The sequence below is a fragment of the Paraburkholderia podalyriae genome, assembly GCF_014397785.1.
GTDB classification, from domain to species: domain Bacteria; phylum Pseudomonadota; class Gammaproteobacteria; order Burkholderiales; family Burkholderiaceae; genus Paraburkholderia; species Paraburkholderia podalyriae.
In genome coordinates, this window is sequence record NZ_VZQQ01000044.1 from 13,523 (window position 1) to 27,365 (window position 13,843).

At 62.9% G+C, this 13,843-nt stretch carries 8 protein-coding genes and 3 pseudogenes; 6 read left to right on the forward strand and 5 right to left on the reverse strand.

What is annotated here, in order from left to right:
* The first annotated feature begins 225 nt into the window (after positions 1-225).
* The 4 genes from F6X42_RS31680 to F6X42_RS31695 are packed head-to-tail and all read left to right on the forward strand — an operon-like array spanning position 226 to position 9,333.
* A complete protein-coding gene (locus F6X42_RS31680; protein WP_187637964.1) occupies positions 226-1,422 on the forward strand; it encodes an efflux RND transporter periplasmic adaptor subunit in 1,197 nt (398 codons plus the stop codon).
* Positions 1,419-4,529 carry an efflux RND transporter permease subunit gene (locus F6X42_RS31685; protein WP_187637965.1) on the forward strand — a complete coding sequence of 1,037 codons (3,111 nt, stop codon included), beginning with the start codon at positions 1,419-1,421 and terminating at the stop codon, positions 4,527-4,529. The genes F6X42_RS31680 and F6X42_RS31685 overlap by 4 nt, the downstream gene beginning before the upstream one ends.
* Positions 4,526-7,831, forward strand: coding sequence for an efflux RND transporter permease subunit (locus F6X42_RS31690; protein WP_187637966.1), 3,306 nt, complete (start codon positions 4,526-4,528; stop codon positions 7,829-7,831). The genes F6X42_RS31685 and F6X42_RS31690 overlap by 4 nt, the downstream gene beginning before the upstream one ends.
* Positions 7,828-9,333 (forward strand): efflux transporter outer membrane subunit, encoded by a 1,506-nt coding sequence (locus tag F6X42_RS31695; protein WP_246530312.1) that lies wholly within the window; start codon positions 7,828-7,830, stop codon positions 9,331-9,333. Before F6X42_RS31690 ends, F6X42_RS31695 begins: the two co-directional genes overlap by 4 nt.
* On the opposite strand, the pseudogene F6X42_RS44375 reads toward F6X42_RS31695, so the two are convergent.
* The 3 pseudogenes from F6X42_RS44375 to F6X42_RS31705 all read right to left on the reverse strand — a co-directional run.
* Positions 9,296-9,472, reverse strand: a pseudogene (locus tag F6X42_RS44375) (3-hydroxybutyrate oligomer hydrolase family protein); the annotation flags it as partial. The gene F6X42_RS31695 and the pseudogene F6X42_RS44375 sit on opposite strands and share 38 nt — an antisense overlap.
* A 357-nt stretch (positions 9,473-9,829) precedes the next feature.
* Positions 9,830-9,958 (reverse strand): annotated as a pseudogene (locus F6X42_RS46030) (zincin-like metallopeptidase domain-containing protein); the annotation flags it as partial.
* 133 nt (positions 9,959-10,091) lie between these two features.
* Positions 10,092-10,242 (reverse strand): annotated as a pseudogene (locus F6X42_RS31705) (TetR/AcrR family transcriptional regulator); the annotation flags it as partial.
* Positions 10,243-10,456: 214 nt separating this feature from the next.
* Between F6X42_RS31705 and F6X42_RS31710 the strand changes: the two are divergent.
* Complete coding sequence (locus tag F6X42_RS31710; protein ID WP_187637968.1) at positions 10,457-11,749, forward strand: NAD(P)/FAD-dependent oxidoreductase; 1,293 nt, start codon at positions 10,457-10,459, stop codon at positions 11,747-11,749.
* A 31-nt stretch (positions 11,750-11,780) separates the two neighbouring features.
* Positions 11,781-12,185 (forward strand): DUF3331 domain-containing protein, encoded by a 405-nt coding sequence (locus F6X42_RS31715; protein ID WP_222945793.1) that lies wholly within the window; start codon positions 11,781-11,783, stop codon positions 12,183-12,185.
* Positions 12,186-12,261: 76 nt separating this feature from the next.
* Here the strand turns inward: F6X42_RS31715 and F6X42_RS44380 are convergent, their stop codons facing one another.
* Positions 12,262-12,606, reverse strand: a complete 345-nt coding sequence (locus F6X42_RS44380) for a hypothetical protein (RefSeq protein ID WP_246530313.1) — start codon at positions 12,604-12,606, stop codon at positions 12,262-12,264.
* On the reverse strand, positions 12,603-13,796 hold the full coding sequence (locus F6X42_RS31725) for a tyrosine-type recombinase/integrase (RefSeq protein WP_187637969.1): 1,194 nt from the start codon (positions 13,794-13,796) through the stop codon (positions 12,603-12,605). Before F6X42_RS31725 ends, F6X42_RS44380 begins: the two co-directional genes overlap by 4 nt.
* Between the last annotated feature and the right edge of the window lie 47 nt (positions 13,797-13,843).

Sequence of the window (13,843 nt, forward strand, 5' to 3'; positions counted from 1 at the left end):
GGGCACGATTGGCTTTCGGAATATTACTGAGATCTGCGGTCGCTAACGCAAAGGCCGCGTCGTCCCGCGTTTCGTGCGCCGAACGCCCGAATCTCTTTCGCCGGTCTTGATGCGTCACTGGACAGTAAGTTTCCGTAAGCACGAAAACATGCGGCATCGGTAGAGTCAGTCTGCATTCGCCTTGCGATGACCGATCGTCGCGGCGCTCAACTTTTCGCTCATCCAATGCAGGAACTCAACGAAGTCAGTCAACACATCTCGACTCCGGTCAGGCATCCGCGTCGCAGGCGGGGGGCCGCCGTACTGCTGATTCTTGCGCTCATCGCGGCGGCAATCGGCTACCACGTCGTGAAGAAGCGGGCGCCGGCCGTTCACAGGCCGGCCCAAGTCGTGACGGTCGCCCCCGTCACACTCGGCGATATGCCCGAAACCTTGAACGAGCTCGGGACCGTTACCCCCGTCGCGACGGTGACGGTACTGCCGCAACTGAGCGGCTATTTGACGGCCGTCGCTTACAAGGAAGGTCAGGACGTCGAAAAGGGCCAGCTGCTCGTGCAGATTGACCCGCGCCAATACGAGATCGACAGGCAGCAGGCCGAAGCACAATTGGCAAAGGACCAGGCCTCGCTCGCGCAGGCCCGCTCCGATCTCGCTCGCTACGCCGAATTGAACGCGAAGAAATCGATCGCGCAGCAGACCTACGTCGACGAGCAGTTCACGGTGCGGCAGGACGAGGCCGCCGTGAAGTCCGACGAGGCCAGCATCGCGCAATACGATCTCGATCTGGCGTTTTGCCGGATCACCTCGCCGATTTCGGGCCGAGTGGGCCTGCGCCTCGTCGACCCGGGCAACTACGTGACGGCCTCGAGCTCGACTGGCGTCGCCATCGTGACGCAAATGAAACCGACGACGGTCGAGTTCACGGTCCCGCAGGATATGCTCGGGCAGGTGCTACAGCGCATGCAGTCGGGTGCAAAGCTGCCTGTCACGGTGTACGGCAGCAACGACAACAAGCAAATTGCCACGGGCACGCTGTACGCGGTCAGCAATCAGGTCGCGACGAGCACCGGTACGATAACGCTGCGCGCGATGTTCGCGAACGACGACGAAAAGCTTTATCCGAACGAGTTCGTCGACGTGAAACTACTCGTCGACGTCCTCCATAACGCCGTACTCGTGCCGACGGCGGCGGTGCAGACGGGGGCACCCGGCACGTATGTTTATGTCGCCAATGCCGACGGCACCGTTTCCGTGCACAAGGTCACGTCGGGGCCGACCGATGGCAAATACACGGCGATTCTCGCGGGGCTCACCGAAGGCCAGCGTGTCGTCACGGACGGCATGGATCGCTTGAGCGACGGCGCAAGGATACGCGTTGCGGGCGCCGGCGCAGGCACGGGTAACGTGCGCACCGCCCAATGAGTCTCTCCCGCCCATTTATCCTCCGGCCCGTCGCCACGTCGTTGCTGATGATCGCGTTGGTGCTGATCGGCATCGTCGCCGTCCGCTATCTGCCGGTATCGTCGTTGCCGAACGTCGACTATCCGACCATTCAGGTCCACACGTCGTATCCGGGCGCAAGCCCTGACGTGATGGCCACGACGGTGACTGCTCCGCTCGAAGTTCAGCTCGGCGAGATTCCGGGCTTGCAGCAGATGACGTCGTATAGCTCCGACGGCTCGTCGATCATCACGCTGCAGTTCGACCTTTCGATGAGCCTCGATGTGGCCGAGCAGGATGTCCAGCAGGCGATCAATGCGGCGAACAGCTATCTGCCGAGCGGGTTGCCGGCGCCGCCGACCTATGCGAAGGTCAATCCCGCCGATCAACCGATCCTCACGTTGGCCGTCACGTCGAAGTCGATGTCGCTGACGCAGTTGCAGGACTATGCGAACAATCGGCTCGGCACGAAGATTTCGGAGGTGCCCGGCGTAGGCCTCGTTACGACGGCAGGCGGCAACGTGCCCGCCGTTCGTGTCGAAGCGGACCCGCACAGGCTCGCGGCCTATAACCTCAATCTCGACGATCTGCGCACGCTGCTCGCCAACGTCAACATCAGTCAGCCGAAAGGCAATTTCGACGGCCCCGAGCTCGACTATACGATCAACGACAACGATCAGATCTCCGATCCGAACGATTACCTCGCCACGATCATTGCCTATCAGAACGGCTCGCCCGTGTATCTGCACGACGTGGCGCGCGTGACGACGGCCGCTCAGGACGTGGCGCAAGGCGCGACCTACAACCGGACGCCCGCCATCCTCCTCAACGTGCAGCGCCAGCCCGGCGCCAATGTGATCGCGACGGTCGATCAGATCATGAAGCGGCTACCGGCGCTCGAATCGACGCTGCCGGCCGGTGTCAACGTGACGGCCGTTTCGAACAGCACGGGCGTCATTCGCGCTTCGGTACGCGATGCCGCGATCGAGCTCGTGATGGCCGTCGGGCTCGTCGTGGCCGTGATCTTCGTGTTCCTGCGCAATGTGCCTGCCACGATCATCCCGAGCATTTCGGTTCCCGTCTCGCTGATTGGCACGCTCGCGGCGATGTACGAGCTCCATTACTCGATCGACAATCTCTCGCTGATGGCGCTCATCATCGCGACAGGTTTCGTCGTCGACGACTCGATCGTCATGATCGAGAACGTCGTCCGTTATCTGGAGGAGGGGGAAAGTCCGCTGCAGGCGGCGCTCAAAGGAGCAGGGCAGATCGGGTTCACGATCCTCTCGCTGACGGTATCGCTGATCGCCGTGCTGATTCCGCTGCTATTCATGGGAGGCGTCATCGGGCGTCTTTTCAGCGAGTTCGCCGTCACGCTCGCGGTGACGGTCGTGCTGTCAGCCGTGGTTTCGTTGACCGTCGTGCCGATGCTTTGCGCACGCATTCTTCGGGCGCAGGCCGAGCGTCAGCCGACCCGCTTCGAGCGCATCAGCGAAGGTGTCTTCGACAAGACGCTCGCCGCTTATGAGCGAGGGCTGCGCTGGGTGCTCGATCACCAGAGATTGACCCTGGCCGTCGGAGGCGGAACGGTCGTGCTCACGGTCGCCCTTTACATCGTTATCGCGAAGGGGCTCTTTCCGATACAAGACGTCGGCGTCATCCAGGGCATCAGCGTGGCCGACAACTCCGTCTCGTACAAGGCGATGGTCGAGCGGCAATCGGCGCTAGCCGATGCGATCCTGCGTGATCGCGACGTCACTTCGCTCACATCCTATGTCGGCATCGACGGCACCAACGTCACGCTCAACCATGCGCGCTTTCTTATCAATCTGAAGCCCGTCGACGAACGTTCCGATAGCGCGGAGGCCATCGCTCGGCGTTTGCAGCAAGAAGTTGCGAACGTGCCCGGCATCAAGCTCTATTTGCAGCCGGAGCAGGACCTGACGCTCGATACCACCGTTTCTCCCAATCAGTACCGTCTCGCCGTGCGCGGGCCGAATCAGGCGGCGCTCGCGAAGTACGTGCCCGAACTCGTCCAGCGAATGAAGCGCATCCGTTCGATCGCCGACGTGACGAGCGATCTCGGCAACGACGGGCTCGGCATCGACGTCGAAGTCAACCGGCAGCTCGCCGCGCGCTACGGCATTACGCCCGCGACGATCGACAATGCGCTTTACAATGCGCTCGGACAGCGAATCGTCTCGACGATCTTTCAGCAGTCCGATCAACATCGCGTCATTCTCGTCGCGAAGCCCGAAACGCTGCCTGACGTACAGTCGCTCGGCAGCCTCTATCTGCCGACACAGACGGGCACGAGCGGCCAGGTGCCGTTGAACGGCATCGCCACGATCAAGGTCGTCAAGTCGCCGCTCGCCATCAGCCATCTAGCCCAGTTCCCCGCGGTTACCGTGTCGTTCAACCTCGCGGATGGCGCGTCATTGAGCACGGCCGCGAAGCAGATCGAAGCCGCGCAGAAGGCGGTCGGACTGCCGTCGTCGATCACGGCGACCTTCCAGGGTGCGGCGCAGGCATTCGAGGATTCGCTCTCGAGCGAGGTCTATCTGATCGTCGCGGCGATCGTAGCCGTCTATATCGTGCTCGGCGTGCTCTACGAGAGCTTCGTCCATCCGGTGACGATCCTCTCGACGCTCCCGTCGGCCGGCGTCGGCGCGTTGCTCGCGCTGATGATAGCGGGCCGCGATCTCGATATCATCGGCATTATCGGCATCGTGCTGCTGATCGGCATCGTGAAGAAGAACGCGATCATGATCGTGGACTTCGCGTTGGAGGCCGAGCGAGAGCACGGCAAGCCGCCGCACGAAGCGATCTTCGAGGCGTCGCTGCTGCGTTTTCGTCCGATCCTGATGACGACGATGGCGGCCATGCTCGGCGCGTTGCCGATGCTCATTGGCAACGGCACGGGCTCCGAGCTGCGGCGCCCGCTTGGCCTCGCGATCATCGGCGGCCTCACGGTGAGCCAGGTCCTGACGGTGTTCACGACGCCGGTCATCTATCTCTTCTTCGACCGGCTTGCGCGACGCTTCGGGCGCGGGCCGAGCGCCGCGGCCGGCGGGGAACGGTCGTCGTGAACATCCCCGGGCTTTTCATCCGCCGGCCCGTGGCGACGACGCTGGTCGCAGTCGCGATCATCCTCTCGGGGATGCTCGCCTATTTCAAGCTTCCCGTCGCGCCACTACCCAACGTCACGTTCCCCGTCATCGTCGTGCAGGCACAGATGGCGGGGGCAAGCCCCGAAGTGATGGCGACGACGGTGGCCGAGCCGCTCGAGCGCAGGCTCGGCACCATTGCGGGCATGAACGAGCTGACATCGATGAGCTACGTGGGCATGTCGCGGATCGTGGTGCAGTTCGCTCTCGATCGTGACGTCAACGGCGCCGCGCGCGATGTAGAGGCCGCGTTGCAAGCCGCGCGCGCCGATCTGCCGACGACGCTGCGCTCGAACCCGACGTATCGCGAGTACAACCCGGCCGATGCGCCGATCATGGTGCTCACGCTGACGTCCGATACGCTCACGAAGGCACAGCTCTACGATGCGGCCGATTCGGTACTGCAGCAGCAGCTCTCGCAAGTGAGCGGCGTGGGCGAGGTCACGCTCGGCGGAGGCGCGCTGCCTTCGGTGCGCGTCGAGCTCGATCCGAACAAGCTCGCGAGCTACGGCATCGGGCTCGAGGACCTACGCGCCGCCATCAGCGCGGCGAACGCAGACAGCGCGAAGGGGCATCTCGACATCGACGGGCAGCGCTACGAGGTGCTCTCGAACGACCAGATCACGAGCGCTGCGCCGTATCGCGATCTGGTGATCGCCTATCGAAACGGTGCGCCTGTCATGCTGCACGACGTGGCCTCTATCATCGATTCGAATGAGAACATCCGCAACGTCGGGCTATACAACGGCAAATCGGCCGTCATCGCGATTCTTTACCCGCTGCCGGGCGGCAACATCGTCGACACCGTCGCGCAGATCCGTAAGGTGCTGCCGTCGATCGAGGCGACGTTGCCGAGCGGCGTTCACGTCAACGTGGCGATGGACCATTCAGAATCGGTCAAGGCTTCGGTGGCCGATACGCAGCGCACGCTTTTTATCGCCGTGCTGCTCGTTGTCGGCGTCGTGTTCGTCTTCCTGCGCTCCCCACGCGCCACACTTGTGCCCGCTGTCGCGCTGCCGCTCTCGATCGTCGGCACGTTCGGCCCGATGTACTCACTCGGCTATAGCATCGACAATCTTTCGCTGATGGCGCTCACGATCGGAACGGGGTTCGTCGTGGACGATGCCGTCGTCGTGCTCGAGAATGTCGTCCGCTATCTCGAGCTCGGATTGAGCCCGCGAGAGGCGGCGATCCGCGGGAGCGCCGAAGTCAGCTTTACCGTCGTCTCGATGAGCCTCTCGCTGATTGCGGTGTTCCTGCCGATCCTGCTGATGCCGGGCATCGTGGGCCTGCTGTTCCATGAGTTCGCGATGACGCTTTCGATCGCGATCCTCGTGTCGCTCGTGGTCTCGCTGACGGTGACGCCAGCGATGTGCGCCTATGTGCTGAGCCGCAAGAACGCCGTGCATTCCACGAGCCGCTGGGCACAATGGACCGAGGCGCGGTTCGAGCGCTTCAAGAACGCCTACTCGCGTTCACTTGATATCGCGCTCGATCACTCGTTCGTCGTCGTCGTCATTCTTGTCGCCCTGCTTGTGGCGAACGTGTTCCTCGCGCGGCTGTTACCGTCGACATTCTTTCCCGAGCAGGACAACGGCATCCTGATGGGTGAGATCGTTGCCGATCAGAGCATTTCATTCCCGGCGATGGCGAAGAAGCTCGCGCAGCTGCAAGCCATCGTGCAGAAAGATCCGGCCGTTGCCTCGGTGGCGGGATTTGCCGGTGGGCGAGCATTGAACACGGCGATGGTGTTCATCCAGTTAAAGCCGCTCATTCAGCGACGCGTGTCCGCGGCCGAGGTCGTCAACCGCCTTCGGCCGAAGCTTAATCGAGTGTCGGGCGCAAGGCTCTTTTTGCAGGCCCAGCAGGACCTGCGCATCGGCGGCAGGCAATCGGCGGCCGAGTACCAATACACGCTGACAAGCGACGATCCGAAGGCGATCTTCGAATGGACGCCGAAGCTCGTCGATGCTCTGCGCAAAGAGCCGCAACTGCAGGACGTCAATTCCGATTTGCAGCAAAACGGCCTGCAGACGTACGTCGACATCAGCCGCGCCACGGCGATGCGCTACGGCTTTCAGCCGAACCAGGTCGACAATACGCTCTATGACGCGTTTGGCCAGCGGGCGGTGTCGACGATCTACAACGCGCTCAATCAGTACTTCGTGGTGATGGAGGTGGCGCCGCAGTATTGGCAATTTCCGCAGACACTGAACCAGATCTTCCTCAGCGGGGCGGATGGCAATGCAAGCGGGACGGCGCAAACGCAGATGTCGTCGAGCACAGTGTCGGCCAGCAAATCGTTCGCGGCCGCGACGACAACGACGACGGCTTCGACCAAGAACGCGCTGAACTCGAGCGCCGAAGCCAACGCGACGACGAACAGCATCGCGAACAGCAAGGGAGGCGGCTCGACGGGCAGCGCCGACAGTACGGCGGCCGAGACGATGGTGCCGCTGCCTGCGTTCGCGAGCTACACGAACAGCCACACGGCGACGCAGGTCAACCATCAAAGCGGGTTCGTTGCCGCGACAATCTCGTTCAACCTGCCGCCGAACGGATCGCTGAGCGACGCCGCCGTCGCGATCAGCAAGGCCGCCGAAGAAATCCACATGCCCGCTTCGGTTCATGGCGCGTTCGCGGGCGCTGCACAAGCGTATTCGCAATCGATGAGTACGGTTCCGTTGTTGATTCTCGCAGCGCTGGGCGTCGTCTATCTCGTGCTCGGGATTCTCTACGAGAACACGATCCACCCGCTCACGATACTTTCGACGCTCCCATCCGCCGGCATTGGCGCCACGCTCGCACTGCTCATCTTCGGCACGCCGTTCTCGGTGATTGCGCTGATCGGCGTCATCCTGCTGATTGGCATCGTAAAGAAGAACGGCATCATGATGGTCGACGTGGCGATTCAGCTCCAGCGTCACGAGGGCCGCGACACCAGGCAGGCGATACATGAAGCAGCCGTGCTGCGCTTAAGGCCGATCCTGATGACGACGGCCGCTGCCGTCCTCGGCGCAGTCCCGCTCGCGATTGGCTTTGGACAAGGCGCCTCCCTGCGACAGCCGCTCGGCGTCACGGTGATGGGTGGCCTGATCCTCTCGCAGGTGTTCACGCTTTACACGACCCCCGTCATCTACCTTTACCTGGATCGGGTGCGCGCCGCGCTCGCGCGCTGGTCCACCCGTCTACCGTGGAACCGTACACCCGACACCGCCGCATGAAGATCAGATTACTCAGGATGCCTATCGTTATGGCGCTGGCGTTGGGCCTCGGCGCCTGTGCCGTTGGCCCGGACTATCACCGGCCGAGCGTCGCCGCGCCGCCCAAATTCAAGGAGCTCGAAGGCTGGACGCAGGCCGAGCCCGCAGCCGAGGAGCCGAAGGGCGATTGGTGGGCGGTGTTTCATGACCCGCTGCTCGACGAACTCGAGCCGATGGTCGCCGTTTCGAACCAGACCGTCCGGCAGAACTTCGCGAACTATCAGGAAGCGCTTGCCGAAGTGCGCGTCGCGCGCAGCTCGCTGTTCCCGACGATCGGGATCACCGGCTCGGCGACGCGCGAGCGATCGTCGAGCGGGTCGAACGTGTCGAATTCCAGCAGCAGCTTCGCGACTTCGCGTGGCCGTGTCTTCAATTCCGCTTCGCTCGAAGGTGACGTAAGCTGGGCCCCCGACTTGTGGGGGCAAGTCCGGCGGACGATCGAGGAAAATTCGGCGAGCGCAGAGGCTAGCCAGGCGACGTTAGCCAATGCGACGCTTTCGGAGCAGGTTACGCTTGCCACCGCTGTCATCGATCTGCGCGTGACCGATGCCAACATCGATTTGCTGCAGCGGACCGTCGAGCAGGACAAGGAATACCTGCGCGTCGTTTCGGACCAGCAACAGGCCGGCACGATCCCGCCGTCCGATCTGATCACCGCGCGGACGCAACTCGAAGGCTCGCAGTCGAGCCTGATCGCGCTCGGCGTCTCGCGCGCGCAGTACGAACACGCGATTGCTGTGCTCGTCGGCACGAACCCTGAAGAACTGAACATCGCTCATAGCACGGCGTTACCGGTGCTGCCGTCGATTCCAGTGGGCGTGCCGTCGACGCTGCTGCAGCGGCGCCCCGACATTGCCGTGGCCGAGCGTCAGATGGCCGAGGAAAACGCGGCGATCGGCGTGGCCATTTCGGCTTACTACCCGTCGATCTCCCTATCGGGAGTCGCCGAGTTCACCCAGTCGCCGCTCGCGGGCCTGCTCAACATCCGCAACTATGTCTGGTCGCTCGGCGCCGATGCCAGCCAGACGATTTTCGACGGCGGCGAGCGGAGCGGCAAGGTCGCCGCGGCAAGGGCCGCCTACGACGCCGCGCTCGCCAACTACCGCGGGACCGTGTTGACGGCGTTCGAAGACGTTGAGAACGATCTGGCGGGCCTGCGTATCCTCGCCGAGCAAGCTAAAGTGCTCGACGCCGAAGTCAGCGATGCGGCGCGCGGCGCCCGGATCGCGCTCGATGAGTATCAGGCCGGCACCGTCGACTACACGACCGCCGCGACCGCACAGACGACCTCGCTGAGCGCACAGGAAACCGCGTTGAGCGTCCAGCAGACGCGGCTCGTCGATGCAGTGTCGCTGATCGGCGACCTCGGCGGCGGATGGTCCGCCGCCGAGCTCCGCGATCCGCGGCAGGCGAAGTGCGATCCGTCTAGTGCGGCACGTTCACCACTCCATGCTTCACGCTGATCGAATTGCTCTCCGGGTTCTCCACGATAGGGGGCAAGTTCGCGACCGTCAGCGCGGGCGCCGGGCCAGGAGCACCGCCACGTGGCAAGGTGCGAATCACCTGCGACGGCGGCAGCGGCGTGCCGTTTTTCAGGTGGCTCCTGGCGATCCGGCGTCCGCCGAAAAGGTTGCTGTCGTATGGAGCGAAAACCGCGAGCGTGCGCTGGCGATTGAGGGTGGCGACCCGTCGGAGATTGGGCGCTCCGGAGACACCAACCACTCGCTTTCGCTCAGTTGGTGGAAAACGTTCAGCGCGACGACCTCGACCCGCCTTCGTGTCCGAGCACCTGGCGCTGATCGACGGCCCGGAATTCGTTCGCGAGCTGGCCGAGAAGCGCGAGATCGGTTTGCGGACGCTGTACTGATGGTGGCCCGCTGGACGAAGTCGTGGGTGAAGCCTCGAAGGGGGAGCGGCCCGAGGTGGCGCAGTCGAATGACCGCCGCCCGCGTTATTTCTTCCGTCGCGCGCAAGGCGCTTTTCGCCTCCGGTCCAGTGCGTCAATTCGTGAATGGCGACGTGATAGAAGTTCTCTTGACTGTCGAAGCGCACGCGCTCGGGGAGGTGTATGGAAATCGTGAAAGACATGGAGCGCAAAGCGCGCGAGAACTCGGATCCCGTCGAGCGCCGCGCCCGCGCGCGCCGGGATCGCCCGCTCGAGGGGGACGCGGATCTCCGAGAGACGACACCCAGATTTTGCACGAAAAGGACGATCGCCCCCCTCCTTCGACTCGAAGTAGTTGTAGAGCGTGGCCTTTGATACGCCTGCCCGCGCCGCAATCTCGGATATCGTGCTCGAACCCCAATTCACTGGACACCTCAAACGCGGCGTCAACGATCACCTGCCGCTTTTCTTCTGTTTTCACCCTCATCTTCAAGGCGCTCCTCCGGTCTGCACGACCGATCAACGACATGGCCGGCGGCGGCGACGCCCCTGACCGGCCTTCGACTTTCAACGTTGTGATCTTACCATACCTGAACCGTACAGTTTGTGTATGTTGACATCGCCGACTTCTATAACTAGACTGATCAGTATTGCAAAAGCGAGCAAGGGAGCAGGAAATCATGCAAGAGAGATATTTGACAATGCGCCAGACGCCCCGGATCGTCATCGTCGGCGGCGGCATCGCTGGACTTCTGCTCGCGACCAGGCTGGGCAACACGCTTGGCCGCAGCGGCCGCGGTCAGGTCACGTTGATCGACAAAGGTGCAACCCATATCTGGAAGCCCATGCTGCACACCATCGCGGCAGGCACTCGCGATGTCCAGCAACAGCAGGTCATCTATCTCGCCCACGCCCGCGACCACGGCTTCAACTATCAGCCGGGCGAAATGGAAGGCCTGGACCGCAATGCGCGCATCGTGAAGCTGGCTGCGCTGCGTTCGCCGTCGGGGGAGGTCGTGATCGGGCCGCGCACGGTCGAATACGATGTGCTGATTCTTGCGTTAGGCAGTCGCGCCAACGACTTCGGCACACCAGGTGTACTTGATCATTGCCATTTCATTGACAGCCAGGCACAGGCTGAAGTCTTCAACGAAGCATTGCGAATCCGTATATTCCAGAGCGTTGTGACGAATAGCCCGTTGCGCGTGTCTATCGTCGGCGCCGGAGCGACCGGCGTCGAACTGGCAGCGGAATTGAGCCGCTTGCTCGAAGTGGCGTCGAGTTACGGCGACCCAGGCATCCGCTCACGTCTGAAGCTCACCCTTTATGAAAGCGCACCGCGCGTACTGGCGGCATTTCCGCCGGCGGTGTCGGAGTCCAGCGAGGCCCAGTTACGGCATATCGGTTTCACGGTACGAACAGGCACGCGAGTGACCGCCGCCGAATCCGATGGATTCCGGTTGGGCGACGGCAGCAAGCAACCGGCGGATTTGATGGTATGGGCGGCGGGCGTCAAGGCCTCTGATTTTCTAGGCAGACTGGATGGGATAGATAGCAATCGTTCCAATCAGATCACCGTCAGGCCAACCCTGCAGGCACAGGACGACGACACACTATTCGCCCTCGGCGACTGCTCGACGTTGACGCTCGCCGGCAATGAACGTCCTCTCGCACCCACGGCGCAAGTCGCCACGCAACAGGCACAACACCTCGCGAAGCACTTGCCGGACTGGCTCGGCGGGGGATCATTGCCCGACTTTGCATTTCACGACTTCGGCGCGCTCGTGTCGCTGAGCGACTACAACGCTTTTGGGACGCTCGGGCAGTTCGGGTTCTTCCGCGGCGGGTTTATCAAGGGCCGATTCGCGCAGCTCAGTCACGCCATGCTCTATCGACAACATCAGCAGGCTTTGCACGGTTTTGGCAAGGCCATGATGCTGTGGACTGCCGAGCGGATTAACGGCTTCGTGCAGCCGAAGATACGGCTGAGCTGAACGCCGCCTCACTTTTGACGGGAGTACTGCCATGGATCAATGCGTGACGGCCGACACTGCATGGCAGCGCACAGTCGGCCAACTCGATTTGGGATGCGCGCAACAATTGGCGGCTCGGGTCAGGCATATAGTCGATTCGCGTGGATCGAGCAGTCTGCCCGTCAAGAATGGCGACGTTGCGATCGTGCTGCTCGATCGACCCAGTCCACGAACGGCCACCGTATCGTGGAGCGACCCTCGAGGTTGCAAGTACGGCGAACAGCTTTGGCGCCTTGAAACAGCGAAACGACCGGGTATATGCGCTTTGAGCGGACAAGGCATCGCCGCAGGCGATCTGATCTACCGCCCCACAAAGGTCGAGCCGCCTCCCGCAAACGCGGCTGCCATGATGCTCGCAACATTTGTCGAGCTCGCCTTTACCGATCCATCTTGTTGATTTTCGCGGGCGTGTTTCGCTGTTGATCCTTCCCGGATCAACACTGCGCGACAGCGCAGTCGCTGCCCGCGACCGATCAGTCAACTTGTGTCTTTGAGCCACATACAGGACGTCGCCGATGCGCGCGAATGTCGCTTAACAGGTGTGCAAGGGACGTTTGCAAATCTTGCGCGAACGACTCGAAGTGGCCGCGAGCCGCCTGACGCCTGATCGCATCGTCTTCGGTCAGATGGCAGCTCGTCAGATCGTGTTCATCGAAAACGACTTCTTCCGCCACGTACGGCGGACCTCGATACCAGTTCGGGTCGTCGCGGTCCAGCCGGATCGCCAGGATCGTGCGCGCGCCGACATCCGTGCAACGCCACCGGAAACCGGCGGAGCCAAGGAATTCGAGGCCAATATGGAAATCCGGATGCTTCATGTCGGTCCCAGTGAGGATGATGTGGTTTCGGCTGTGTCGATCGGCACTGATCGGTCCGCCTCGCCGACCGTCTCTGCGTGGCGCCGGTCATCCTCCGCATGCAGATAGATGCCGGTGGTCTCGATCGACGCGTGCCGCAGATTCTTCTGGATGAACCGCAGGTCCGTGCCGGCGTCGGCCTGATGCGAGGCCGCGCTATGGCGCAGCCAGTGGGTCGACGCACGATGCAGCGTAGCCGCGCCAGCGGGATTGGTGGACTCCAGGGCGTTCGCTGCCCGCCGGAACACTTCCTTGACGATCAGGTAGACAGCCGCTGGCGTCAGGTGCCGCGTGTCGTCGCCGGCGATGCTCATCACTGCGGGCCCCGCCTCATTGGCGGACGGCACTGGCGGCAGGCCATGAAAGATCCGATAGCGCGAAAACTCGCTCAACAGCGCGTCGCTAACAGGCACCTCGCCCTCGGCGCCGCCCTTGCCAACGACGTGCAGCCACCATTTTCCCCGGCGCTGATAGAAGTCGGCCGCTTTTGCGTGGGCCGCTTCGGAGACGCGCAGGGCCGCGTGATACAGCAGGCGGATCAACCAGCGGCTGCGTTCGTAGTGCTGCTCATCGCGTTCGGTCAGACGCGGCCACTGCTCGACGCTCGCGAGCACGTGATTCCACAACGCGTGATCGAGATAGCGCTCGACGCGGCGTGAGCGCTTGCCTGACGTCGTGCGCCTTCGCCGCAACGCGAGCGGATTGCCGGCCAGATAACCGGCGCTCACCAGATACGTCAGCATGCCCGAAAGGATGCCCAGCACCTGGTGCTGGCTGCGCTCCGACAGCGGCCCGTCGAACAGCCGGCGCGTGCGTCCTCGTCGTGGCAATTCAGGATCGGCCCAGTCGCCCGTCGGCGCCACCAGGAAGCGCTCGTACAGCAGGAAGTCCTCGCGCGTGAGGCTCGACAGCGGCTTGCCCAGCGTCTGCGTGGCCCACAGGAGCAGGCGTACGGCCTCCTTGCGGTAGCTGCGCAGCGTGTGCGGCGACGCGGCGTATTCAGCGAGCCAAAGGCGAACGGCCTCGACATCGGTGTCGGCGGCGATCTGTTTGTGCGGGCCATGAGCCCGGTTCGTGCCGCCGCTGCCATCGAGCGCGGTCGGTAGCGTGATCGCCAGGGTGGGGTCGACGGGGACGACGGCGGGGTTCATGGTGTGACGCGGTCAGGTATCGGATTTTCGCAGCGTACAGCAAAGTT